The 24,217-nt window shown below is 73.2% G+C and carries 23 protein-coding genes and 1 pseudogene; 9 read left to right on the top strand and 15 right to left on the bottom strand.

Annotation, left to right across the window (positions count from 1 at the left end):
- Positions 1-153: 153 nt before the first annotated feature.
- From ACWEGE_RS46285 to ACWEGE_RS46270, 4 genes are all read right to left on the bottom strand, one after another.
- Positions 154-504 carry a 4-fold beta flower protein gene (locus ACWEGE_RS46285; protein ID WP_449666890.1) on the bottom strand — a complete coding sequence of 117 codons (351 nt, stop codon included), beginning with the start codon at positions 502-504 and terminating at the stop codon, positions 154-156.
- Positions 505-1,385: 881 nt separating this feature from the next.
- Positions 1,386-2,303 (bottom strand): ABC transporter substrate-binding protein, encoded by a 918-nt coding sequence (locus ACWEGE_RS46280; RefSeq protein WP_449666889.1) that lies wholly within the window; start codon positions 2,301-2,303, stop codon positions 1,386-1,388.
- 76 nt (positions 2,304-2,379) lie between these two features.
- Positions 2,380-3,669 carry an NtaA/DmoA family FMN-dependent monooxygenase gene (locus ACWEGE_RS46275; protein WP_449666888.1) on the bottom strand — a complete coding sequence of 430 codons (1,290 nt, stop codon included), beginning with the start codon at positions 3,667-3,669 and terminating at the stop codon, positions 2,380-2,382.
- Positions 3,666-4,802 (bottom strand): LLM class flavin-dependent oxidoreductase, encoded by a 1,137-nt coding sequence (locus ACWEGE_RS46270; RefSeq protein WP_449666887.1) that lies wholly within the window; start codon positions 4,800-4,802, stop codon positions 3,666-3,668. The genes ACWEGE_RS46275 and ACWEGE_RS46270 overlap by 4 nt, the downstream gene beginning before the upstream one ends.
- 271 nt (positions 4,803-5,073) lie before the next feature.
- Between ACWEGE_RS46270 and ACWEGE_RS46265 the strand changes: the two genes are divergently transcribed.
- The gene (locus ACWEGE_RS46265; protein WP_449666886.1) at positions 5,074-5,592 is read left to right on the top strand and encodes a hypothetical protein; all 519 of its coding nucleotides are present in this window, start codon (positions 5,074-5,076) and stop codon (positions 5,590-5,592) included.
- Between the two features lie 126 nt (positions 5,593-5,718).
- Here ACWEGE_RS46265 and ACWEGE_RS46260 read toward each other — a convergent pair whose 3' ends face one another.
- Positions 5,719-6,264 (bottom strand): helix-turn-helix domain-containing protein, encoded by a 546-nt coding sequence (locus tag ACWEGE_RS46260; RefSeq protein ID WP_449666885.1) that lies wholly within the window; start codon positions 6,262-6,264, stop codon positions 5,719-5,721.
- A gap of 59 nt (positions 6,265-6,323) precedes the next feature.
- Between ACWEGE_RS46260 and ACWEGE_RS46255 the strand changes: the two genes are divergently transcribed.
- Complete coding sequence (locus ACWEGE_RS46255; protein WP_449666884.1) at positions 6,324-7,241, top strand: alpha/beta hydrolase; 918 nt, start codon at positions 6,324-6,326, stop codon at positions 7,239-7,241.
- A gap of 6 nt (positions 7,242-7,247) precedes the next feature.
- Here ACWEGE_RS46255 and ACWEGE_RS46250 read toward each other — a convergent pair whose 3' ends face one another.
- Positions 7,248-9,509 carry a LuxR C-terminal-related transcriptional regulator gene (locus ACWEGE_RS46250; protein ID WP_449666883.1) on the bottom strand — a complete coding sequence of 754 codons (2,262 nt, stop codon included), beginning with the start codon at positions 9,507-9,509 and terminating at the stop codon, positions 7,248-7,250.
- Positions 9,510-9,695: 186 nt separating this feature from the next.
- On the opposite strand from ACWEGE_RS46250, the gene ACWEGE_RS46245 reads away from it, so the two are divergent.
- The gene (locus ACWEGE_RS46245) at positions 9,696-10,736 is read left to right on the top strand and encodes a helix-turn-helix domain-containing protein (protein WP_449666882.1); all 1,041 of its coding nucleotides are present in this window, start codon (positions 9,696-9,698) and stop codon (positions 10,734-10,736) included.
- 21 nt (positions 10,737-10,757) lie between these two features.
- Here ACWEGE_RS46245 and ACWEGE_RS46240 read toward each other — a convergent pair whose 3' ends face one another.
- The gene (locus tag ACWEGE_RS46240) at positions 10,758-12,119 is read right to left on the bottom strand and encodes a beta-1,3-glucanase family protein (protein WP_449666881.1); all 1,362 of its coding nucleotides are present in this window, start codon (positions 12,117-12,119) and stop codon (positions 10,758-10,760) included.
- A gap of 200 nt (positions 12,120-12,319) precedes the next feature.
- Positions 12,320-12,958 carry a transglycosylase SLT domain-containing protein gene (locus ACWEGE_RS46235; protein WP_449666880.1) on the bottom strand — a complete coding sequence of 213 codons (639 nt, stop codon included), beginning with the start codon at positions 12,956-12,958 and terminating at the stop codon, positions 12,320-12,322.
- Positions 12,959-13,186: 228 nt separating this feature from the next.
- On the opposite strand from ACWEGE_RS46235, the gene ACWEGE_RS46230 reads away from it, so the two are divergent.
- The 3 genes from ACWEGE_RS46230 (at position 13,187) to ACWEGE_RS46220 (ending at position 15,259) form a co-directional block, all read left to right on the top strand.
- Positions 13,187-13,840, top strand: a complete 654-nt coding sequence (locus tag ACWEGE_RS46230; protein ID WP_449666879.1) for an RICIN domain-containing protein — start codon at positions 13,187-13,189, stop codon at positions 13,838-13,840.
- A gap of 103 nt (positions 13,841-13,943) precedes the next feature.
- Entirely contained in the window at positions 13,944-14,474 is a 531-nt protein-coding gene (locus tag ACWEGE_RS46225) for a SigE family RNA polymerase sigma factor (protein WP_449666878.1), read from the top strand.
- Positions 14,471-15,259, top strand: coding sequence for a hypothetical protein (locus ACWEGE_RS46220; RefSeq protein WP_449666877.1), 789 nt, complete (start codon positions 14,471-14,473; stop codon positions 15,257-15,259). The genes ACWEGE_RS46225 and ACWEGE_RS46220 overlap by 4 nt, the downstream gene beginning before the upstream one ends.
- A 127-nt stretch (positions 15,260-15,386) precedes the next feature.
- Here ACWEGE_RS46220 and ACWEGE_RS46215 read toward each other — a convergent pair whose 3' ends face one another.
- The 3 genes from ACWEGE_RS46215 to ACWEGE_RS46205 form a co-directional block, all read right to left on the bottom strand.
- Positions 15,387-16,448, bottom strand: coding sequence for a hypothetical protein (locus ACWEGE_RS46215; protein ID WP_449666876.1), 1,062 nt, complete (start codon positions 16,446-16,448; stop codon positions 15,387-15,389).
- Positions 16,449-16,565: 117 nt separating this feature from the next.
- Complete coding sequence (locus tag ACWEGE_RS46210) at positions 16,566-16,859, bottom strand: ribosomal protein L7/L12 (RefSeq protein WP_449666875.1); 294 nt, start codon at positions 16,857-16,859, stop codon at positions 16,566-16,568.
- A 47-nt stretch (positions 16,860-16,906) separates the two neighbouring features.
- The gene (locus tag ACWEGE_RS46205; protein ID WP_449666874.1) at positions 16,907-17,890 is read right to left on the bottom strand and encodes a BTAD domain-containing putative transcriptional regulator; all 984 of its coding nucleotides are present in this window, start codon (positions 17,888-17,890) and stop codon (positions 16,907-16,909) included.
- A 201-nt stretch (positions 17,891-18,091) separates the two neighbouring features.
- Here ACWEGE_RS46205 and ACWEGE_RS46200 point away from each other — a divergent pair, with 201 nt between their 5' ends.
- Complete coding sequence (locus ACWEGE_RS46200) at positions 18,092-18,565, top strand: DUF2690 domain-containing protein (RefSeq protein WP_449666873.1); 474 nt, start codon at positions 18,092-18,094, stop codon at positions 18,563-18,565.
- Positions 18,566-18,567: 2 nt separating this feature from the next.
- The gene (locus ACWEGE_RS46195; protein ID WP_449666891.1) at positions 18,568-19,032 is read left to right on the top strand and encodes a DUF2690 domain-containing protein; all 465 of its coding nucleotides are present in this window, start codon (positions 18,568-18,570) and stop codon (positions 19,030-19,032) included.
- Between the two features lie 111 nt (positions 19,033-19,143).
- On the opposite strand, the gene ACWEGE_RS46190 is transcribed toward ACWEGE_RS46195, so the two are convergent.
- A complete protein-coding gene (locus ACWEGE_RS46190; RefSeq protein ID WP_449666872.1) occupies positions 19,144-19,548 on the bottom strand; it encodes a VOC family protein in 405 nt (134 codons plus the stop codon).
- 25 nt (positions 19,549-19,573) lie between these two features.
- On the bottom strand, positions 19,574-21,565 hold the full coding sequence (locus ACWEGE_RS46185; RefSeq protein WP_449666871.1) for a glycosyltransferase family 4 protein: 1,992 nt from the start codon (positions 21,563-21,565) through the stop codon (positions 19,574-19,576).
- 56 nt (positions 21,566-21,621) lie between these two features.
- Between ACWEGE_RS46185 and ACWEGE_RS46180 the strand changes: the two genes are divergently transcribed.
- Positions 21,622-22,992, top strand: coding sequence for a nucleotide disphospho-sugar-binding domain-containing protein (locus ACWEGE_RS46180; RefSeq protein WP_449666870.1), 1,371 nt, complete (start codon positions 21,622-21,624; stop codon positions 22,990-22,992).
- A 95-nt stretch (positions 22,993-23,087) separates the two neighbouring features.
- On the opposite strand, the gene ACWEGE_RS46175 is transcribed toward ACWEGE_RS46180, so the two are convergent.
- Both ACWEGE_RS46175 and ACWEGE_RS46170 read right to left on the bottom strand, forming a co-directional pair.
- Entirely contained in the window at positions 23,088-23,468 is a 381-nt protein-coding gene (locus ACWEGE_RS46175; RefSeq protein WP_449666869.1) for a hypothetical protein, read from the bottom strand.
- A pseudogene (locus ACWEGE_RS46170) lies at positions 23,465-24,217 on the bottom strand (cytochrome b); the annotation flags it as partial. The pseudogene ACWEGE_RS46170 and the gene ACWEGE_RS46175, both read right to left, overlap by 4 nt.

The raw sequence follows: 24,217 nt of genomic DNA, 5'->3' as shown, positions 1-24,217 counted from the left end.
TCGGCCACCACACCCCAACCGAAACCCGAACCAACCACTACGCTCAAACCTCAGCTGCCTAAAACCCCGTGTCCGCCTCACCGGGGCAACTCCACTAGGTAGTGGACAGTCGACGTGTCCACAAGTACCGAAACTGGGCTCCAGTCGGCGTCTCTATCCTATGAACGAGTCCCACGGCTCGATGGACCAGGACCGCGAGTCGATTGGCCTGACAGGAGAGATCGGCATGACCGGTCTCACCGGCTTCACTCCGCGTACCGGTCGCACAGGTGTGACCTCGCGGACAGGCTTCACCGGGCCGCCCTGGGCTCCGTATGTCCACGCGACCACATCCCCGCCGTGGTCTCTGAAGAAGCGATCTCTGTACCACCCAATGTGTCGCCCTCTGATATCGACGACGTCTTCAGACCGGAGCCAGGCACTCACCTGTCCTCTCAGGTCGCGGATGGTGTCGGTGTCAAACCAGGCGCAGACGCGTCCGCGGCAGTCATAGATCGGCTCCATCCCCGGATGCTAGTTCGTCGAGGGTGCTTCCGCCTGGAGTGCTACGCCCAATACGTGTCCAACGGGCACGTTCCCAGCTTGCCACACGACACGTTCGCGCAGGTCACGCTACGTGTAACCGATCCGGCGTGTCTAACCCTCCGGAGGCAGACGCCTGTAGCCGTGGGGTCGGCGGTATGCTATAGGCGGTCGCTGAGCTGAACTCGGCCCCCGACTGGATGCTGTCGTTGCAAGCTGCGTCCTGCTCGCTTGTCTGCACCATAGCGCTGATCAGCCTAATTCCGCTGCTCAAGGCCATGAAAGACAAGGTGATCAAGATGAAGCTGAAGATAAGCCTCCGGGCCACCTGGAAGGTGACTGCGCCGGCCATAAGCTCCCCCGTCGGGGTGCTGTGGGGTGTCGCAGGGTCGGGTTGAGCTCAGCGGCTTGAAGCCTCCCACCCTCGATACACCCCAAGTCGAGACCTCAAGGGGCCCTATACAGGCCAGAAGTCCAATTCAAGATCCGTTCAACACCCGTCCGGCCTGGGCCCGTAAGCCGTGAATCCGAAGACTCCGACTCGGGTGGCTGAGTGACGAACTGAGCGACAACCGCGCCGCACACACCTGGACGTTCGCGGACGTCAGCAGACATTCGCGAGTCACTCAGCCAAGCCTCTGACCAGGCTTTTTGAGGTTGCCAGGTGCCTGGGGGTCAAGGGGTCGCAGGTTCAAATCCTGTCAGCCCGACGGACACGCAAGCCGCTTGGCTTGGGCGGGAGCCCGGCTCAAGCGGCTTTCGTATTTCACCGCCCCAGAGTCACGTCAAGGCCTGTGCCGACGGTGGCGCTCCGCATCCGCCGGACTTCCATGACGCGCCCACGGGGGAAACCGGCACCCACATCAGCCGAGGCCTTGCTGGGACAGCCAGTCCTTCGCCACGTCCGCGGCCTTCTCCCCGTCGGTGTCCACGCGCTTGTTCAGCTCCCGCATTCCCTCCGTCGTCAGCTTCGCGCTCACCGCGTCGACCGCGGCCGTGAAGTCCGCTCCGCGCTGCTCCAAGACCTTCTTGTTCACCGCCGGCACCACGTTCTCGGTGGGCACCATGGCCAGGTCGTCCTTGAGGGCCACGTACTTCGCGTCGCCCGCCAGGGGGCTCACCGAATCGACCGGGATGACCGTCACCGCGCCTGAGTCGAGTTGCTGGGCGCGGGGGCCGAGCTCCTGGACCGTCTGGAACGTCGCGTTCGTCAGCTTGTACACGTCGGTGAAGCCCTTGAAGCACGTCAGGCGCTTCTCGCACTCCGGGCCGCCCGCCAGGACCACCTTGTCGAGCTTCTTCAGGTCGCTGATGCTCGAGAGGCCCTTCGACTTCGCGAGGTCGGCCTTCACGATGTAGGTGTTCTTGTCCTCGGCCGCCGCGTAGTTCAGCAGCGAGACGCCGCTCGGCTCCAGCAGCTTCGCCAGCTGGTCGTGCTCGCCCTTGGCGTCCTTCACCGGTTCCTTGCCGAACCCGGCGGCGATCGCCGAGCCCTGGTACTCCGGGATGAACTGCAGCTCACCGGACTTCAATGACGGGTAGATCAGCTCCCGCGACCCGAGGTTCAGCTTGCGCGTCACCGGGTAGCCCTTGGCCTCCAGCGCCTGCGCGTAGATCTCGGCGAGGATCTGGCTGTCGGTGAAGTTGAAGGACGCGACGACGATCGGCGCCCCGCCCTTGCCCGGCGCGGCGGGCTTCTCTTCCCCGCCACCGCACGCCGTCAGGCCCAGTGCGGCCGCCGCCACCAGCGCGGCCACTCGGATGTTCCGGGTCCAGCCCACGTCCCACACTCCTGTCGTCGAGATCGGACGAGCAGGACCCTAACGAGCCCCACCGACAGAAACCACATCGTGGGAATCACCCGGCGAGGTGCTCACGCAGCGTCGAGCCGCCGTAGTCGGTGCGGTACCGGCCCTTGGCCTGCAGGATCGGCACGACGTGGTCGACGAACGCGGTCAGCTCGTAGGGCAGCGTCGAGCCCATGATGGTGAACCCGTCGACGGCGCCGGCGTCCTGCCAGGTGAGCACGTGCTCGGCGAGCTGCTCGGGCGTGCCGACGAAGTGGACCTGGCCCGCTCCCCCGGTGATCCGCGCCGCGATCTCGCGCAACGGGGCTTCGGGACGCTCCCGCGCCGCCGCGGCCAGCTGCTGCAGGCGGCTCGACCCGCCTTCGGCCCGGAGCTCGGCCGGCAGCGGGGCGTCCGGGTCGAACGCGTCCGGGTCGAAGCCCGCGGTGTACAGCGCGTTCTGCCAGCGGAACTCCGGGCTGGCCAGCTCTTCGAGCCGCTGGGCCCGCGCCTTCGCCTCGGCCTCGGTGCCGCCCAGGGTCACCATCAGCGCCGGGAGAACCCGCACGCGTGCCGGGTCCCGGCCCGCCGCGACGACCTGGGCGTCGAGCTCGGCGCGGAACTTCACCGCCGCCGCCAGCGACGGTGGCCCGGAGAAGACCAGCTCCGCGTACCGGGCGGCGAGCCCGATCCCGGCGGCCGACTGTCCCGCCTGGACGAGCACCGGGCACCCCTGCGGCGACCGCGGGAACGGCAGGACGCCTTCGACGTCGTAGAACCGGCCGTGGAAGCGCGGCGCGTGCAGCTTCGCGCGGTCGGCCCACACACCCTTCTCCCGGTCGCCGACGATCGCGTCGCCCTCCCAGCTGTCCCACGCCCGGGTGACGACGTCGACGAACTCGTGGGCGCGTTCGTACCGGTCGGCGTGGTCGGGATGGGCCTTCTCACCGAAGTTGGCCGCGGCCAGCGGGGTGATCGTGGTGACGATGTTCCAGCCGGCGCGGCCGCCGCTGAGGTGGTCCAGCGTGGCGAACCGCCGGGCCAGCTCCCACGGCTGGCTGTAGGTGGTCGACCCCGTCCCGATCAGCCCGATCTTCCCGGTGACGGCGGCCAGCGCCGACAGCACCGCGATCGGGTCGAACTGCGTCTGCGGCAGGTAGGTGACGCGGTACTCGGCGATGGCGATGTTGTCGGCGAGGAAGATCGAGTCCATCAGCCCGCGCTCGGCGGTCCGCGCGATGTCCGCGTAGTAGGGCAGGCCGAGCACGCCGCGGACGTCGTCGCCGACGACCCGCCACGCGGACTCGTGGTAGCCGTTCGGCCAGATGAAGGCGTTGAAGTGCAGGGATTTCCCGGTCACAGCGTGGCTCCTTCGATGCTCGCCGCCGCATCGGCGGTGGTCCGCCCGCGAGCCGCGGGCCGTCCTCCGTACGGGTCTTCGTCCGTCCACAGTGTCGTGGGCGCGGCCGCGCGGACGACCGGAACGACCTCGGAGGCGAACCGCTCGAGCATGGCCAGCTGCTGCTCGTGCGGGATCATCGTGGGCAGGCTGAAGGACTGCAGGTCGTGCCCGTAGGCTTCGTGCCACCAGAGGATCTTCTCGGCGATCTGCTGCGGGCTGCCGACCAGGACCGGCCCGCGCGCGATGGCGTCGTCGATGGTCGGGAACTCCATCGGGTTGCCCGGCGTGTGGTTCCCGGGCTGGTTGAAGAACTCGACGATCTTTTCGTACGTCGGGCCGAAAGCCTCCCGCGCCTCCTGCGTCGTGTCGGCCAGGTACAGGAATCCGGCACCGGCGGCGACGAAGGCGAACTTCGGGTCGTGGGCGTGCTCGGCGTAGTGCTTGCGGTAGTGCTCGATCAGGGCGGTGTACCTGTCCCGCGGCTGGAGGGCGTTGGCCGAGAACAGCGGGTCGCCCCACTTCGCCGCCAGCTCCGCCGAGGTCACCGTGGTGGCCGAGCCGTGCCAGACGCGCGGTGCGCCGGCGAACGGGCGCGGCAGGCTGGTCACCTCGTGCAGCGGGCCGCGGAACCGGCCCGACCAGGTGACGTCCTCCTCGCGCCAGAGCCGCCGCAGCAGTTCGTACTTCTCGGCGAGCGCGTCCCACTGATCACCGTTTTCGACGCCGAACATCGGCAGCTGGCGCAGCTCGTTGCCTTTGCCGATCACCAGTTCCAGGCGGCCGCGGGACAGCTGGTCGACCGTGGCGTAGTCCTCGGCCACCCGCAGCGGGTCGTGGATCGACAGGACCGAGACACCGGTCTGGATCCGCACCCGGCTGGTCGTCGCGGCGATCGCCCCGAGCAGCACGGTGACGCCGCTGCTCAGGAACTGCCCGGCGTGGCGTTCCCCGAGCGCGACGGCGTCGAACCCGAACTCCTCCGCGTAACGCGCCGAAGTGAGCGCCTGGGCGAACCGCTCGTCGGTGCGGATCCGGCGGCCGGTCACCGGATTCGTCAGGTGGGGCAGGATGTCCAGGACCTGGAATCTCATCGCGTTGCTCCGTCCGCCTCGTGGAACACGATCATCGTGCCGACGACGGGCCCGGTGCCGTCAAGTCGTCCCACCCGCCGGGCGTCCTTCGCGCCGCGGCGGTCCCGGTCCACGATCGCACTCGTGACGACTCGGCGCGAACGATGCGACACCGGCTCCTGAGCGTGCGGCCGACCGGGGAGGTCACTCCCGCAGCACCCTTGATCGCGGCGGCCGATGGCGCCCAGACTTGGTTCCGGATGCTCTTGGCGGTCGGGAGAGGGTTGGACTCGTGAGTCTGGTAAGCAGCGCAATCACCGCGGTGGTCACCCTGCTCGGCGTGCTGGTGGGCGGCTGGCTGTCCGTTCGGAACCAAGACCGGCTGTGGCACCGTGACCACGCACGGCAGTGGCGGGATATCCGCTTGGCCGCGTACAACGACTTCCTGTCCGCCTATCGCCAGTACTTTGCCTTCACCCTCGAACCAGAGGCCAAGATCACCACCGTTGTCCGACCGGAGGTTTCCGAGCCGCTGCCGTACTTCGACGAGAACGGAAGGCCCTACAAGGAGAAGATGGACGCGGCCCTGATGGCGGCCCGGCTGGTGTCGGAGAGGCCCGAAACCCTGGCTGCTCTCAATGGACTGGCGACGGGCGCGCGCAGCATAGCCGCCGCTCGGGCGACACAGGCAGCCGACAGCATCCCGCAAGACCGATTCCAACGGTTGTGGGAGGCCCAGCAGGCGTTCCTGACGGCTGCCCGAGTGGAGCTGGGGCTTCCCCCGGTTCCATTTCTCGCGGCGGATCACTGACCGGCCGACGAACACAGAAGCCCGCTCGACGACGACCACGGCGAGACTCAGGCCCCGCGCGTCCGCCGCTCCCCGGGCGTAAGCATCGGCGGATAGGGCGTTATACACCGCAGGCAGCACGCCGGTTCACGGCCGATCGACGGGTCCCGTCTCGGCGGGCATGCCGATCAGGCTGATCATCCGGCGGGTGCGGCCCGGCCCGGTCTCGCGGCCGAGCCGGGCCGTCACGGCCGCGCGGAGCTCCTCCTGCAGCTCCGCCGTTTCGGCGTCGGTCAGCCACAGCGCCGCCTGCTGGTAGGTGACGCCGTCCGCGGACGGGTCGGCGGGCTCGGTGGCCAGGTAGTGGTCGAAGTCGGCCAGCAGGCCGCCGACGAACGCGGTGAACGCGCGCCGGTGGTCGTCGGTGGTCATCGCGGCGCGGGCCTCGGGGCCGATCTCGGCGTGCTGCCACGACACGCGGTAGGTGCGCTCGACCGCGCCGCGGACCCGTTTCTCGTCGAGCACCTCGAGCACGCCCGCCGCCGCCAGGGCCGCGACGTGGCGGTACATCGTCGCCGGCGGGATGTCCGGCAGGCGCTCGCGCAGCTCCGCCGTCGTCGCGGGGTGGCCGTCCAGGAACGTGCGCAGGATCCGGAGCCGGACCGGGTGCAGCAGCAGGTCGAGCGAAGTCATGGACACATCATTACTCGGGCTGATACCTTTATCAAAACTGATAACGATGGAGGTTGACGATGACCGGCACCGCCGTGACGCGGGAAATCGACCTGGCCGCACCGGCCGCGGACGGCGTGCTCCTCGCCGGCACCCTCACCCTGCCCGCCGGGCCGGGGCCGCACCCGGCGGTGCTGTGCCTGCCCGGGTCCGGGAAGCTCGATCGCGACTCGAACACCGGCCGGCTCCGGATGGACCTGGGCCGCCCGCTGGCCACGACGCTGGCCCGGCACGGCATCGCGTCGTTCCGCTACGACCGCCGCGGCGTCGGCGCCACGCCCGGCGACTGGCACACCGTCGGTTTCCTGGACAACCGCGCCGACGCCGCCGCCGCGTTCCAGGCCCTGCGCACCCACCCGGCGGTGCACGGACGCCCGGTCGCCGTGCTGGGCCACAGCGAGGGCGCGGTGCACGCCATGTGGCTGGCCGCCCACGCGCCCGCCGCGGCCGCGGTCCTGCTGGCCGGGTACGCGCGGTCCGGCGAAGCGGCCGTGCGCTGGCAGGGCGGCCGGCTCGCCGCGACGGCGCCCGGCCTGCTCCGCCCGCTGCTGCCCGCGCTGCGCCGGGTGGCCTCGAAGCAGCTGGCCCGGCTGGCCGCGACCACCGCCGACACCACCCGCGTCGGCGGTGTCCGGGTCAACGCCAAGTGGTGGCGCGAGCAGCTGGCCTACGACCCGCGCGCGGACCTCGGCCGCATCCGCGTGCCCGTCCTGGCCGTCACCGGCGCGAAGGACGTCCAGGTCGACCCGGCCGACCTCGACGTGATCGCCGCGCTGGTGCCGGGCGCACAGACCCGCCGGGTGCCGGACCTGACCCACCTCCTCCGCCGCACCGACGGCCCCGGCACCGTGTCCACCTACCGCAAGCTGCTGCGCCACCCCGTCGAAGACGACCTGCTGAGCGACACCGCACAGTGGCTCGCCGAACGGCTCGGCTGAATCCCGTCAGGACCGCTCGTTCACCCAGACCGCGACCTGGGTCCGGTTCGCGAGGTCCAGCTTGTTGAGGATGTGCTGGAGGTGGGTTTCCGCGGTGCGCTGGGCGATGACCAGGCGGACGGCGATCTCGCGGTTGCTCAGCCCGGTCGCGACCAGCCGGGCGATCTCCGTCTCGCGCGGGGTCAGCGGCGGCAGCACCGCGTTCCCGGCCGGCTTCTCCGGCTTCGCGGCGGGCGCCAGGATGTCGTGCGGGTTCCGCCCGCGTCCCTCGGCGAACGCCCCCTCGAACCGTGCTTCGCCGAGTGCGCCGCGGGTGGCCGCGAGCAGCTGCCGATGAGCGAGCGACACGGCGATGTCCGGCTCGGCGCCGCAGCGGTCCCACACCGTCGCCGCGGTGCCGAACAACCTCGCCGCGCGCGGCCAGTCCCCGCGCTTGGCCGACGCCCAGGCCAGCCCGTCCACCCGGTAGGCCACGGCCAGCACGTCGAGCCCGCGCAGATCGATCTCGAGCGCGTCACGCAGGGCGCGTTCGCCGACGTCGATGTCCCCGCCGAAGAAGATCTCGACCGTGCCCAGCCCGAACAGCGCCATCGACCGGTAGGCCTGGTCCCCCGCCGCCGCGCAAAGCCGCAGCATCTCCTCGAGCAGCCGCCGGGCGCCGGGCAGGTCGCCGCGGAACGCCGTGGCCACCGCCTGGATGAACATCGGGTGCAGCTGGTTCCGCGGGAGGCCCCGCGCCGCGAAGATCCGCACGGCCTCGGCGGCGTCCTCCAGTGCGTACGGCTCGACCGCGATCATCGCCACGAAGGCGCGCGCGTGCAGGACGTAGGGCACCGCCTCCTCGTCGTCGACGGCTTCGGCGAGCTTCAGCCGTTGCCGGGCCCCGTCCAGATCCGCGTGCACGGCGGCGCACAGGGCCGCCCGGGCCTGGGCCGTCGCGCGGCCCGGAGCGTCCTCGGCGGCGACGGCGAGCGCGCGGTCCAGCCACTCCCGGATCTCCCCCGCCGCGCCCCGGGCCGTCCAGTACTCGATCACCGCGCCCGCCATCCGGAGCGCGACCTCGGCTTCGCCGGGGGTTCGCAACGACCACGACAGCGCCGCCCGGACGTCCGCGTGCCGCTCGGACAGGCGGGCGAACCAGTCCTCGCGCCCGGGGCCGAACCACTCGGCGTCGGCTCGCGCCAGCAGCCGCGCGTGGTGGTCGCGATGCCGGCGGCCCACCTCCTCGGCGGTCCCGGTGGCGGCCAGCCGTTCCTGGCCGAACTCGCGCAGGGCCTCCAGCATCCGGTACCGGACGCCGCCCGCGCCGCCGACGCGCAGCAGCACCGACTTGTCCACCAGGCCGTCGACGGCGTCCAGCACCGCGAAGCCGTGGAGCCCCGCGGCCGCGCAGACGTCCTCGGCGGCGGACAGGTCGAACGCGCCCGCGAAGACCGAGCAGCACTCCCAGGCCGTGCGTTCGCCGCCGGTGCACAGGGAATGGCTCCACTCGATGGTGGCCCGCAGGCTGCGGTGCCGCTCGGGCCGTGACCGCGCCCCGGTGGTCAGCAGCGCGAGGCTTTCGCCCATCCGGCCGGCGATCTGGCCGGGCGAGAGCGCGCGGATCCGGGCCGCGGCCAGCTCGACGGCCAGCGGCAGCCCGTCGAGCTGCCGGCACAGCCCCACCACGGACGCCACGTCGTCCTCGAGCCGGAAGGAGGGCAGCACCTCGGTGGCGCGGTCGGCGAACAGCCGCACCGCGTCGTAGGCCGACGCCTCCTCGACGGTCCGGGCGGTCGCCGGCGGCACGGCCAGTGGCGCGATCGGCGTGATCCGCTCCCCCGCGACCCCGAGCGAACACCGGCTGGTCGCCAGCACCACCAGGTCCGGGCAGTGCCGCAGCAGCGCGTCGGCCAGCTCGGCGCAGTCGGCGACGAGGTGCTCGCAGTTGTCCAGCAGCAGGAGCGTCCGCCGGTCGCGCAGGTGGGCCAGCACGGTGTCCCGGGCGGTCCGGGCGGCCGTGTCGTGCAGGCCGAGGCAGTCGGCCAGGGTGCGGGTGACCAGGGTGCCGTCGCGCAGCCCGGCGAGGCCGGCCACCACCACGCCGTCGGGGAACGCCCGGGTCACCGAGCCGGCGACCCGGACGGCGAGCCGGGTCTTGCCCACGCCGCCGGGCCCGGTCAGCGTGACCAGGCGCGCCTCGCCCAGCAGGCGCCGCACCCGGGCTTCGTCCTCGGCACGGCCGACGTAACTCGTCAGGTCCCGTCGCGTGCCGCCGTCGTCGATCACCGGCCGTCCCTCCGGCCCCCATCTTGATCGGTCGCCGCGCCGGTGTCCATGTGGCCCAACGCCGGCTGCGCCGATCGGCCGCCGGAGGTACGTAGGGGCGAATACGTCTTTTCCTCGACGCGACCGGCGGCTCTCGCGGGCCAGACTCGGCGCTCCAGCGATGCCCGCCCGCTCCGGAGGTCGACGATGACCGTCCCCCAGCCCCTGCCCGACGACGCCCGGGCGGTGCTCGCCCGCACGGTCGTCGCCGGCATCCGGCACGCCGTCCCCGAGCACGCCGCGCTGTTCGACGCGAGCGCCACCGAGTTCGTGGCCGCGCTGCTCGGCGGTTCCCGGGCCGGGACCGGCGCGGACGCCTTCCGCCGCGCCGGCGCCGCGGCGGGCCGCGACCTCGACCGCCTGTCCCGCGCGTACCAGGCGGGCGGCCGGTGTGCGCTCCCGCTCTTGGCCGAGCTCGCCCGCCGGACGCACAGCGGCGTCCTCGCGGGTGGGGTGGACGCGGTGTTCCGGTGCGTCGACGTCCTGATCCGCCTGTCCACCCAGGCTTCCCGCGCCGCCTGCGCGCCTTCCGCCGCCGACCTGCGCCGTGAGCTGCTGCGCGCGCTGGTGGCCGGCCGGCCGTGGACCGAGCTGGCCGCGCGCGCGAAGTGGACCCCGCCCGAGCGCGTGGTGGCCGTCGTCGGGGCCATCCGGGCGCCCGGCTCCGGAACGCTCGCCGACCTCGCCGCCGAACCGCCGTACGTGCTGCTGCCCTCGGACGCCGACCCGGTGCCGTTCGTCGGCGACGGCCCGGCCGCGACCGGCCCGGCCGTCGCCCCGGCCGAGGCGGCCACTTCGCTGCGCTGGGCCCGCCGGGCGTGGGAGCTGCGGGACCGCGGCATCCTCCCCCGCGACCGCCTCCTCCGCTGGCCCGAGCACCTGACCACGCACTGGCTGGCCGCCGACGAGCTGCTGACCGGCACGCTCGCCGCGCACAGCCTCCAACCGCTGGCGGACCTGCCCTGGAGCCGGCGCGGCAAGCTCGCCGACACCCTCGACGCGGTGCTCGACGCCCGCGGCGGCGCCCCCGAAGTCGCGGCGCGGCTGGGCATCCACCCGCAGACCGCGCGCAACCGCCTTCGCCGGCTGCGCGCGCTGTTCGGGGCGCGCCTGGACGACCCCGGGGAACGGCTCACCCTGCGCATCGCGCTGCGCGCCGAGCGGGTGCTGGCCGGGCCGGCGGCCTGATCGGGCCGCCGGCCCGCCGGGTCACCAGCCGACGGCGACCACCAGCCACTGCGGGTCCCCGTGCGAGACGAACGAGGACTGCCCCGCCACGTCGTCGTACGGGAACCCGTACGCGAGGCGGTTGATGCCGTGGTCGTGCCAGAACTTCGCGTAGTAGTTCGCCGGAGCGGCCTGGTAGTACCGCGACACGTCCTGCCACTGCGACTGCGGCAGGTCGGCCGTGTGCCGGTTCAGCGCCGCGCACATGTCGGGGTTGCCGGCGAGCGAGCCGGCGCAGCCGGTGATGTTCGACGTGGGCTCGTTGACCCCCACCGACTGGGCGTAGGCGGTGAAGTAGTTCGCGTACTGGCCGCCGCTGCGGAAGTCCGGCGCGCTGCCCGGGGCCGGGATCCGGTACGGCGCGTTCACCGTCGCCAGGCCCTTGAACTCGGCCGGCACCTCGCTCTGGAACCGGGCGAAGGTGGCCGAGCGGTCCTCCTGGAACAGCTCGTAGGCGTCGCCGACCTGCACGTCGTAGCCGTCGTGGGCGTGCAGCCGCATGGCCAGCTTCAGCGCGAAGGCGTCCACCCGGGTGGTGTTGCCGTTGAACACGTCCGGGCCGACGGTGAACTCGATGAAGTCGGCGTACTGGCCGTTCGGGGTGCCCAGGGAGAAGTACATCCGCCCGGCCGAGTTGGCGGGCATGTCGAGGTAGGGCTGTTCGGCGATCGAGTGGGTCTGGCCGCCGAAGGACCAGTACACCTGGCTGTCCGGGTACTTGCCGTTGGTGCGGTTGAGCACCTTGACCGTGAGCACGTTCCGCGCGGCCGGGATGCTGCCGGTGTCACCCCAGAACGAGTCGGGCGGCGTGCCGGTGCCGGGCGGGGTCGTCCCGCCGCCGGTGCCGTGGACCTCGAACTCCCACAGCGAGACGCCGTAGGGGGTGGCCCGCGCGGTCGCGTACAGCCGCACGTACCGGCCGGAGCCGGTCACGCCGAGGGTCTGGGTGCCACCGGTTCCCGTCGTCGTCTGGTACACAGTGGACCAGGTGGAGCCGTTGTCGGACAGCTGGATCTGGTAGGCCGTGGCGTAGGCGGCCTCCCAGCGCAGCACGACCTGGCTGACGGTCGCGGCGCCGCCGAGGTCGATCCGGATCCACTGTGGATCGCTGAACTGCGAAGACCACCGGGTGCCGGTGTTCCCGTCCACCGCGGCGGCCGCGGGCGTGCCGGCGTTCTCCACCGACGACGCGGTGGCGGCCTTCCCCTGGGAGATCACCGGGTCGGCGGCGTGCGCCGCCGGGACGGCGACGCCGAGCGCGGCGACCGCGAGGGCCGCCGCCAGGATCGCCGAGCGGGCGCCGGACCCGCGGCGACGGCGCCGCGGCAGGGCGTTCGTGAGCATGGTTCCTCCTGGCCGGGAAACGGACGGACCACCGTTGCGGGGCAACGGCGTGGTCCGGCTCGTCCCTGAGCGCCGGGCGGATGCCCTCGCGGGCCGGCGGGAACGATCGGTGAAAAGGTTCATACCACCGCACCCATCCTGTCAACCCTTGACAGCACGCGACCGGCCGTGCGTGGTGCCTTCGCCCGGCGGCCCCAGGTTCAGCGCGCGACCGCGCGCCCGGCCTTCGCCCAGTTCGCCCGCAGGGTGGTCAGGTACTCCTGCGCACGCGCACCCGGCTTGGCGCCCTTCGCGAAGGCCTTCATGTTCCCCGGCCCCGCGTTGTACCCGAGCGCGAGCAGCTCCTCGGTGCGGTAGGCGTCGCCGTGGCGGGACGGGAGCTGCCCGGCGAGGTCGTGCAGGTACCAGGCCTCGGCCTGGATCGCCAGGTCGGGATCGTCCGGCAGCTCCTGCCACGCGCGGCCGGCGAAGGCCCGGCCGCGCCGGGTCTCGTCGTAGGCGGCCCGGTGCATGTTCGCGACGCCGAAGGCCGCGTCCGGGTCCAGCTGCTGCCAGGCTCGTTCGAGGTCCGGGTCGTGCGGCTTGTACGACTCGTTGTAGAGGATCGCCATCACCAGCTGGGGGCTCACCGCCGCCTCGCGCGCGTGCCGGACGACCGGTTCGGCGTAGCGGGCCGGGTCCTGGTCGGTCGCGGTGGCCTTGGTGGTCGGCGCGGACGTCGGTGCCGTCGCCGGTGCCGGTGTCGAAGTCGGTGCCGGGTGCGGGGCGGGGTCGGCCGGGCCGCACCCGGCCACGGCCACCCCGACGACGACCGTCACCACGCACCACGTCTTCCGCACCCGACCCACTATGCCCGGATCGGGGCCCGGCCCTCGCGAGGACACCTCGCCAGGCGGCCACCGGAAACGGGCCGATCCGGTGAACCTCCGGCAACGGAGAAAAACTCGGGCGAATCCGCGGGAGGCGGCAACCTTTCGCCGTCCGGCGGCAACCGGGTGACGACGACCGAGCCCGGTCCCGCGCCGGTGCACCGCGGGGCCGGCCGGCAGACCCCGAGGAGTGCTGCGTTGAGACAGACCCGGTCCACCGGTGCCCGGCACCGGTTGCGCAAGCGCCACCGCGGCCGGTGGGCGGCGATCGCCCTGGCGCTGGGCGTTCCCGCGCTGGTCGTGCCGTACGTGCTGGTCACCAGGGACGACGCGGAGCCGGTGCGGGTGGACTCGGCCACCTACTACCGGTTCGTCTCCGTGCGCGACGGCAGCGCGCTCGACGTGGCCGGGGCCGACGACACCGGCGGCGCCCTGGTCCAGCAGGTGGCCCGCGCGAGCGGCGCGGCGAGCCAGCAGTGGCGGCTGAAACCGGTGACGGACGGCTACTGCCTGCTGGTCAACCGCGACAGCGGGAACGTGCTGGCCGTCCGCGCCGCGGTGACCGGGGTCGCCGAGGTCGAGCAGCAGCCGGGCACCGGCGCCGCCGCCCAGCAGTGGCAGCTGCGCGACACCGGTCGCGGGGCGGTGAAGATCGTCTCGCGCAGCGGCGGGATGGTACTGGGGGTGACCGAGGGCACCCACCGCCGCGCGGTCGCGCGGTCCGCCGACCGGGGCGGCGCGGACCAGCGGTGGAACCTGGCGAAGGCCGGCGCCTGGCCGCGCGTCGACGTGGACGACCGGGCCCGCGCCGGGACCGACGAGCGCGGCGTACTGTACGCCGAGCCGTCCTGACCTCGTGGCCGGGCCGGTGTGGACGTCGGCCCGGCCACGGGCTCGTGACCGGTTAGCCGCCGCCCCGGGCGGGGCACGGGTAGGAAGAGGACAGCCGAGACCCATGTTCCTCGAGGACACATCGAGGGAGTTCCACGACTTCTTCGAACGGCACTACGCCGGCTTGGCCCGGTTCGCCTTTCTCCTGACCGGCGAACCGGACGCCGCCGACGATCTCGCCGCCGACGCGCTGATCGCCCTGTGGCAACGCTGGGACCGGCTGCGCGGGGCCGAGCGCCCGGTCGCCTACGCCCGCGGGGTGGTCGCGAACCTCGCGCGGGAACGGATCCGCGGCGCGACGCGCGAGCGCCGCCGGATCGCGCTGTTCTGGCCACCGGGCGCGCAGCAGGAACGGAGTCCCGACGTCGCCGCCGTGGTGGACGTGCGGGCGGCCCTGGACCGGCTGCCGTTCGGCAAGCGGGCCTGCGTCGTCCTCCGGCACGCCTTCGACCTGTCCGAAAAGGACACCGCGCAGGCCTTGGGCATCTCGGTGGGCGCGGTGAAGAGCCAGACCTCGAAGGCACTGGCCGAGCTGGAACGCCTGCTCGGCGCCGGCGCGGCCGGACACCTGGCGACGGAAAGGAGGAGCCGGTGAACGAAGAGATCGGCAGGCGGCTGCGCGAAGCCGCCGAAGCGCACCAGCCCGACCGCGAACGGATCCTGGCGCGGGTGCACCGCGGCGTGGCGGGCACCGCGGTCCGGCCGCGGCCGGGCATCGCGCGGTCGTGGCCCAAGGTGGTGCTCGCCGGCTCCGCCGCGGCCGGCATCCTGGCCGTCGCCGGTTTCGCCGTCGCCGGGAGCGGCCAGACCACGCCGGCCCGCCCGGACGGTGACACCACGCTCTCCGTGCCCACCACGAGCGCGTCCCCCAGCCCCTCGCCCACCGGTCCGGCCTCGCCGCCCGCGCAGGCACCACCGAGCCGGACGAGCACCGGACGGCCGTCGTCGAGCACCGCGCCCCCGGCGACCCCGGCCGCCCCGGCGGGTGCCCGGGTCACCGACGGGCCGCTGGCGGGGCAGGGCGCCATCGACCCGCACAGCACGGTCTTCTGGACCCAGAGCACGCTGACCTTCGACAGCACCCAGCCGCTGACCGCGCTCATCGTGGAGGTGCGCATCGTGCAGACCGGCGGCGTGGAAAGCACCGGTCAGTGGCAGACCGCGCCCACCGGCGACTTCACCGTCACCGCGCAGGAAAAGGACGGCGCCGTGGTCTTCCGCTGGGAGCTGAGGCCGGGCCGGACCGTCCCGGCCGCCCAGCAGATCTTCGCCGTCCAGTTCAACCACGGCGGGGGCGCCCGCGACGCCCGGCTCGACAGTTACCGCGTCGAGGCCACGGCCGCCGACGGCGGGCACACGATCCGCGGCACCTACCGGTGAAGGGGCTACCTGGGATTCGTCCCGGACAGTCCCTTTCCTTCGCCGATCAGAGCCCCCGGCCACGACGCCCGGCGCGGACGCCCGAACCGCCCCGCTTGTCCTCTTTGGACAGGATACGCCGCGGGGCTCAGGCCGGGCGGAAGCTGCCCGCGCAGGGGTACCCCGGAAGGCCCGCTTTGGCGGCTTTGCCCGAGTGCGGGTACCCCAGCAGCCACAGCTGCCCGGTCGCCGCGACGTTCGCGGCCAGCGACATGTCGGCGACGAGCCGGAACCGCGTCTGCCGCCCGTCCGGGTACAACGCCCAGCCCGTCAGCCGCACCGCGGTGCGGGCGCGCGGCACGAACGGCGCGTCGAGCGCGATCCGCAGTTCCACCCAGCCGTCCTCGGTGATCGGGCCGCGGACCCGCAGGCTGCCGACGGCCGTCAGCAGCCCCAGCAGGAGGAAGACCGCGCTGCCCCCGGCCACGCCGCCCACTCCGCCCGCGTCCACCACACCACCGGGTTCGAGCTCCAGCGACGGCACGAGCGCGAGCCCCGCCGCACCCAGCACCATGAGCGTCACCCCGGTGACGGCCGACCGCCGGGCCTGGAACGCCCGGTGCGCGGCGAGCACCGGATCACGCGACGGCGGCGTGGGGTGGCGCGAGACGAACTCGGCGGGCACCGCCCCGGCGACGGGAGCGTCCTCGATCCGCCCGGCCCGCAGCCACATCGCCCCCGGCGGCCGGACGAACACCCGCCGGCCCGTGCCGAGCACCCACAGCCGCCGCTCGCCGGCCAGCTGCACCCGCGCCCCGTCGGGGAGCCGGGTCCGCAGCCACCGCCCGTCCGGCAGCCGCACCGAAGCCCGCGATCCCTTCGTGCGCAACCCGTCCCCGGCGACGTCGAGCCGGTGGTACGGCTCCTCGAAGTGACTTCGGACGCGCAGGTAGAGAGCGAGGACGTAGGTCCACACCGCCAGCAGGCCCCCGAAGGTGCCGAAGTAGAAGTAGGGCAGCGTGCTCCCCCACCCTTCGGTGACCACGAGCAGCAGACCCAGCATGACGAGCGCGCCGCTGAGCCCCATGCGGACGATGGTCAGCCCGGTGAGTTTGTGGACGAACCCGGCAAACAGCGGTTCGGCCCCGGACGGCACACCCGGAACGGGTTCGTGAACGCGAACTCTGCCCACGCCGGTGGTGCTGTCCATGCCTTGTCCCCCATCGGTCCGTGTGCCCGGCCGCGGCAGCGTATCCGGCAGGGGGAACCGGACCCGGCCCGCCCACCGGAAACCGGGACGGGCCGGTCCCCGGAACGGGGTTCGCCGTCAGCCCTCGAGTTGCTCGACGGCGTCCTTGGCCTCTTTGAGACCGGCACCGGTGCGCTCGCGGTAGACCTTGATGGCCTCGATCTTCTTGCCCTCGTCCAGAAGCCGGCGGACCTCCTGCAGTTCGGGCGCGGGCTCGGCGACGCCGAGGTGGGCCATGATCGCGTCGAGCTTGCGCTCGGTGCGCATGAGGCGGCGTTCGACGCGCGCGACCTGCCGCTGCCCGCCGGCGGCGCTCACCCAGCAGACCGCCACCAGTACGACCAGAGCCAGCGAAAGCGTTCCGTAGTCCACAACGGGGTATCGTTCAGGTTCGCGGAGACCGTCGCAACCGGATACCGTCAGCCCGGGGAGTGCGGCGAAGCACTTCCCGGCCATTCCTGCCGCAGCACCGAGCGCAGCGCCGCGATCAGCTCGCGGCCCGGCCGGACACCCAGCTCCTCGTCGAGCCGCGTGCTGATCCGGGCGTGCACGCGCAGCGCCTCGGCCTGCTGCCCCGATCCCGCCAGCGCCAGCATCAGCCGCGCGTGCACCCCTTCGTGCCACGGCTCCAGCCTCGCGAGCGCCCGCAGGGGCCCGACCACCGCCTCCGGCCGGCGCAGCGTGAACGCGGTGTCGGACAGCGCGAGCACCGCGGCGATGCGCGCGTGCCCGAGCTCGCTCACGGTCGGGTGCAGCCGGACGCAGTCGGCGACATCGGCCGCGGCGGGTCCGCGCCAGCATTCGACGGCCCGCGCCCAGAGCGCGAACGCCGCCTCCGGGTGCCCGCCTTCGCCACGGGCCGCCGCGGTGAGGCGCCGGAACCGCCCGAGGTCGGTCTCGTCGCCGGTGACCGCGAGGCGGTAGCCGCCGCGGACCGACCGCAGCGCGGAACGGCCTTGGCCCGCATCGGGATCGAGCACCCGGCGCAGGCGGGACACGTAGCCGTGCACGAGCTCGCGGCAGGTGGCCGGCGGCCGTTCGCCCCACAGCACTTCGATGATCTCGTCCAGGCCGACGACCTCGCCGGGGTGGAGCGCGAGCAGGGCCAGCAACGTCCGCTGCTTGGCGGGCCCGAGGTCGAGCTGCTCCGCGCCGCGCGCGGCGACCAGCGGCCCCAGCACCGAGATCCGCAGTTCGCCCCGTCCCGGCGGCGCGTCCGGCGCCAGCCCGATGGCGGCCGCGAGCCTGCGGACCGAATCTTCGCGCGGCCGAAGGATTCCACCGCGTTCGAGGTTGCGGATCGTGCGCACGCTGACGCCGGAGAGCCGGGCGAGCTCGCGCTGGGTGAGCCCGGCGTGGGTGCGCTGCCCGCGCAGGTCGTCGGCGAAGGAAACCGGTTCCACGTGAATACCCCCAAGCGGTTCCGTTTTCCCCCGGCGGCAACCGCTGTTCCCCATTTTGCCGGTTTTTCCCGTTCCGGGCAAACCGCCAAGAGCGAACACGCAGGGTGCCGCGGCCGGCCGTGACCGCGGCCCGGTGCAGGTTTCCGGCCAGGTTCGCACCCATCCGGCCCGAATACGGTTACCGCGTCGAGGGGAGAATCCATGATCGGCTCAACGAGGAAATTCCGGGCGTTGCTCGTGGCCGCCGCCGCGGCGGCGCTCACGACGGCCTGGACGGGAACCGCGTCCGCGGCCGCCTACGACGGCACGGACCCGATCTCGACCGGGTGCGCGAGCAGCGCCATCACCGCACGCAGCGCGTACGGCCCGGTCAGCGGCACCAAGCAACTGCTCGTCGAACTGCGCTACAGCACGCGGTGCGCGACCACGTGGGCCCGCATCACCACGCTGAACATGCCCGCCTGCGTCGGAAACACCGATTACTGCGGTTACGTGACGGTGCACCGCAACAGTGACGGGCTGGAGTACTCCTGTGCCACGCCCTCCGGCACGCACGGGTGTTACACGCTGCAGGTCAACGACAATCGGGTCACGTCCTACGCGTACGGCTTCGTCGACAACGGTGCCACGACGTCCTCCGCCACGACGGGTTCGTATTTGAGGGGGATTTCGTGACGATGCTCAAGAAGACGGCCGGAATCGCGGCGGCGGTCGCCGCCGCGGCGACGGTGTTCGCCGGAACGGCCGGTGCGGCGCCGTCGACGGTGGCCGTCGCCGACGGCTCCGACCCGATCTCCACCGGGTGCGCGAGCAGCGCGATCACCGCACGCAGCGCGTACGGTTCCTCCGGCGGGGTCAACCGCGTGCTCGTCGAACTGCGCTACAGCACGCGGTGCGCGACCGCGTGGGCGCGCATCACCACCCTGAACGTTCCCGCGTGCGTGCCCGGGGAGGACTACTGCGGGCACGTCTGGGTCATCCGCAACAGCGACGGGCGGGAGTTCGACTGCGTGACACCGGGCGGCGGGCACGGGTGCTACACGGCTCAGGTCAACGACAACCGGGTCACCTCGTACGCCTACGGTTTCGTGGAAGTCGGCGCCAACAGCGTCGACGCGCAGACCGGGTCCTACCTGCGGTAACTGTCGGCGGGTGCGGTGCGCGAACCGGGCGGCGCACGGCTTCCGCCACGACCCGGCCGGGTCGTGGCGGAAGCGGTGCGCGACCTACCGGCCCGGCGCGGTGGATTCCGATCACCAGGTCGTGCCCGGCCGGTAGGTTCCGGCGCTCCACTCCTTCCCTTCCGGGTCGAGCACCCGCGCCCGGCGCGTCCCCCACTCGGTGTCCTCCGGTGCGATCACTTCCCGCGCCCCCGCCGCGACCGCGCGCTCGAACCAGCCGTCGACCAGGTCGCTCCGGTCGAACCACAGGTAGAGCCCGTCCCCGGTGCTGCGGCCGAGCAACCGCGGCCGGTCGTAGTCCGCGTCCGCGGTGGCGACCATCAGCACGATCGAGCCGTACCGGGCTTCGGCGTGGCTGACGACGCCCTCGGCGCCGTCCTGGCGGGACACGATCTCGAACCCCGTCGCGGTGAGCCAGCCGAGCGCCGCGGCCGCGTCGCGGTAGCTGAGGTAGGCGTGCAGACCCGGTGCGTCCACCGTGGTTTCTCCGTTCCGATGCGATTCACGGCGCCGGCCGGCTCGTTCGCCGGTAGACGTCGGCGAAGCGGGCGGCGACCTCGGTGATGCCGAACCGGCGCCGGACCGTGTCGCGGCCCGCGGCCGCCGCCGCGCGGGCGCGTGCCGGGTCGTCGGCCGCGGCGCGCACGAACGCGCTCAGGGCGTCACCGAACGGGGCGAGCCCGGACGTGTCGGCCAGCAGGCCGTTGTGGCCGTGGTCGATGTAGTGCCGGAGCCCGCCGCGGCGCGGGCCGAGGACCAGCAGCCCGGCTTCCATGGCTTCGAGCACCGCGATGCCGAACTCCTCCTTGCGGCTGGGGCAGACGTAGAGGTGCGGCGACGCGGCGGGCAGCAGGCGGCCGAGCCCGTGCTCGAGCAGCCGGACGTCGTCGTTGCCGAGCGCCCCCAGCACGGCCAGGCGGCCGTCCGCCTCCGGGTGCGCCCGGTGCAGGGCGAGGATGCGGTCCAGCACCCGGGCTTCGTCCTCGGCCGGACGGGCGGTGTCCCCGCCGACGAGCACCAGCGCCGTGCGCCGGTGGAGCTCGCGCGTGAGCCAGGCTTCGACCAGGAGGTCCTGGTTCTTGACCGGGTGGAGCCGGCCCACCGACAGCACGACCGGCAGGCCGCGCGCGTCCGGGCCGAGCCGGGGCAGCCGGTCGTCCGGCGCGAAGAGGGAGTCCACGAGCTGCTGTTGCCGGGCCTCGTCGGCGGTGGCCCGGGGCAGCACCGTGATCCCCTCCGCCGGGGACTCGGGTTCGGGGCGCCCGCGCAGCGCGGGGAAGTACGCGGGCAGTTCGCCTTCGGGACGTCCGGGCAGCCCGAGCAGCGTGTCCGCCGTGGCCACCAACCGGTCGGCCGCGTACATCCGGTGCAGGTCGAACCGCGCGCTCGCCGGCGATCCGGCCCCGGACGGCCGGTGCCGCTCGGCGAGCGAGCGGTGGGGGTCCGCGGTCACCGTGAAGACGGTCCGGGCGCCGAGCGCCGCGGCCGTGTCGGCGATCGCCAGCGAGCCGTCGTCGGCGTACCGGACGTGCACGACGTCGGGGCGGCAGCCGGACAGCGCCAGCAGCCGCCGCGCCAGGAACGTGATGGCCGCGCGGTGCCGGGACAGCCGGAGCTGGGCCGGCGCGGTGGGCGCGTCGACCGGGATCCGCAGCACGACGTGCCCGGCGCCGTCGGTTTCGGCCAAGGTGGGGTGCGCGGCGAGTTCGTCGTGCCCGGCCAGCGTCAGGGTGACCACCCGGGCGATGCCGTCGTGGCGCGGCAGGGCCGTGCCGAGGTGGCGCAGCAGCACGGTCAGCCCGCCGCTCGCCCCGGCGCCGGGCTGGTCGAACGATCCCAGCAGCATCGACTGCGCGACGACGAGCCCGTGACGCTCAGGCGGCGGAACCGTCCACAACGGCGCCCCGGCCGGCGTGGCCCGGCAGACTGCCGCCAGGACCCGCTCGTACGGGTCTTCGTCGTGTTCTCGCGTGATGGCCCCGCTGTGCCGGGCGAGGTACCGCCAACCGGCGTGGCGCAGCGCGCGGTCGTGCTCGGCGCCCTCGACCACCTCCCCGGCCGGGATGCCGCCGACGCCGGTCCGCTCGGCCAGCTCCAACAGCAGCGCGCGACGGCGTGGCGACGCCGTGCCGAAGGCGGTGCGGATCGCCACCCCCGCGGCATCCCGGCCGTGCGCGGCGGCCGCGCCGGCGAAGAGGTCCAGCGCCACGGAGGCACTCAGGTCCGCCGGCTCGCCGTCGGCTTCGGGGACGGCGGCCAGCACGTCGGCGGGGGCAGGCGGAGCCGGCGACCGGGCGAGGGCGCGCAACCCGGCCAGTGCGGAGTCCGGGTCGCCCGCCGCCGGGACGGCACCGGCGTATTCGACCAGGGCCGGCCCGCCGAACGCCGGGTGGAAGCCGCGGCGGACCTCGTCGACGCGCGCGAGGCCGCGGTCCTGTGGCAGGTCTCGCAGCGCCGTCAGCGCGTCGGCGGGGGCGGTGTCGTGGATGATCACGGCAGTACCTCTTGCGGTAGGGCCGCCATGACGGCGACGACGACGGGGAGAACGGGATGCCGGAACCGCGGATCGTGGTGGTGAGCCCACCGTTCGCCTCGCACGCCCAGCCCCTCGCCACGGTGGCGGCGGCGCTCGCGGCCGAAGGCGCGGACGTGGCGTTCGCGTGCGACCCCGCGTTCGCGGACCTCGCCGCGCGGCGGGGGCTGCGGTTCGAGCCGCTGGGCTTCGGCGACAACGCCAACACCGGGATCGCCGAGCGCACCCGCCAGCAGGCGGCCGGGGCCCGGCGGCTGGCCGAGTTCCTCGACGCCACCCGCGCGGGCGCGGTGCCGGCGTTGCTGGCCCAGGCACGGCACCGCCGGGCGGACATGCTGCCCGACCCCGACGGCGTCCTCGCCGCGGTGCGGCGCCTGGACGACCGGCTGCGCCCGGACTGGTACCTGGTCGACCAGCTGGCCTACGCGGTCACGCTGGCACTGTACACATTGGACCGTCGCTGGGCGGCGTTCTGCCCGGGCCACCCCAGTTACGTGCTCGACGGCACGGACCGCTTCTTCGGGCTGCCGCCCTACTGGCCGGACGCGATCACGCCTCCGGCCGCCGAACTGGCGGCCCTGCGGACCGAAGCAGAGGCCAACGACCGCCTGTTCACCGAGCTGTTCACGCGGTTCCTCGCCGAGCACGCGCCCGGACGGCCGGTCCCGCGCCGGGCGTTCGGCCTGACCTCGCCCGAGGCCGTGCTGTTCAACTACCCCGAGCTGCCGTGGCTGCCGCCCCTCCCGGCCGGACCGGAGCTGCTGTTCGCCGGGCACTGCAGCGACGTCGGCGCGGCCGAGCTGTCCCCCGGGTGGCGGGACCGCGTCGGCCGGCTGACCGACGCCGGGCGGCGCCGGCTCGTCCTCGTTTCGTTCGGCACGTTCCTCTCGGCCCGCGACGACGTGCTGGCGACCGTCGTCCGCGGCGTGGCCCGGGTCCCGGACGTCTCGGTGCTGGTGGCGGCCGGCGACCGGGCCGCGCCGCTGCGGACGGCTTTCGCGGACCGGCACCGGATCGAAGTGCACGACCACGTGCCGCAGCGGGCGCTCCTGCCGGAGGTGTCCGCGGTCGTGCACCACGGCGGCAACAACTCGTTCACCGAATGCCTGGCGGCCGGGGTGCCCGCGGTCGCGTTGCCGTTCTCCAGCGACCAGTTCGCGGTCGCTCATGACCTCGAACGCATTCCGGCGGGCCGCGTGCTCGATCCGCACCGCCTGACCCCGGCCGCGGTGACGGAGGCCACGACCGCGGTGCTGGCGGACGGCGGCCGTCTTCGCGACGCCGCCGGGCACCTGCTCGCGACAAGCGGGCTCGCGACCGTGGCGCGCCGACTGCTCACAGCGATGGACCACCCTCCCGAGAGAGTTGCACGATCGATGCAAAGCTAGCCGTTGTCACCAGCAGGTGCCGCACCGGCGGCAATTTCGGGCTTGTTTGCATCGAATATGCATCGCAAATCGGGGCCGTGCGATGCAAAACGCGTTCAACTCACGCCGGAGGTTCTTCCGAGCCGGACGGCCAGCAGGGCGAGCGGCCCGACACCGTTCTGCACCACCGAAAGCAGCACCGCCGCCGGGTTCCCGGGCAGCTGGACCGCGGCCGCCCAGGCCGATCCGGTGACGAGCAGGGCGCCGAGCACCACCGCGACGGTGCCCGCGCTGCGCCGCAGCCGTTCGTCACGGAGGTCGGTGATGGTCAGGGCCAGCGCCGCGTGCACGACGAGGGCCGCCACCGCGCCCAGTGCCGGCCAGTCGAACGGGAGCCGGGTGAACCCGGCCGCCGTCGCGGCGGCGGACACCGCGGCGGTGACCGCCGCGCAGGCGCCGGCGAGCCTGGCCCGCACCACCGGCGCCGTCGTGGTCATCGCCGTCCCCGGTCCAGGGCGCGGGTTTCGGACGGCGGGTCCGGGGTGAGCAGGGAGCCGGGGACCGGGTGCCCGGCCGAACCCAGCTTGTTCATCTTCTTCGGCACGGGTGCGCCCTGGTATTCGAGCGGGGTGGCGGCCAGCGGCTGGTGGATCTCGATGAACTCCCCGTGCGGCAGCCGCTTGATGATGCCCGTCTCGATGCCGTGCGCCAGCACCTCGCGGTCGCCGCGCTGCAGGCCGACGCACAGCCGGTAGGTGACGAAGTAGGCCAACGGCGGACCGACGAGCAGCCCGATCCGGCCGGCCCACGTCATCGCGTTGAGCGAGACGTCGAACTGGACGGCGAGAATGTCGTTGAAGCTGGAGAGGGTGAGCACGAGGAAGAACGTGATCGCCATCGCGCCGATCGACGTGCGGACGGGGACGTCACGCGGTCGCTGGAGCAGGTTGTGGTGCGCGGTGTCGCCGGTGAGCTTCCGCTCGAGGAACGGGTAGCTCAACAGGGCCGTCACCAGCACGGCGATGCCGATCGCGCCGGCGAAGAACACCGGTGGCACGGTGTGGTCGCCGAGGTAGAGCTCCCAGGGCGGCCACACGCGCAGCAGCCCGTCGGCCCAGCCCATGTACCAGTCCGGCTGGGACCCGGCGGAGACCTGCGCCGGGTTGTACGGGCCGAAGTTCCACACCGGGTTGATCTGGAACAACCCCGACATCAGCGCCAGCACCCCCACGACCAGGGTGAAGAA

Source organism: Amycolatopsis sp. NPDC004747, assembly GCF_053601335.1.
This window is presented reverse-complemented; position numbering and strand designations above follow the sequence as displayed.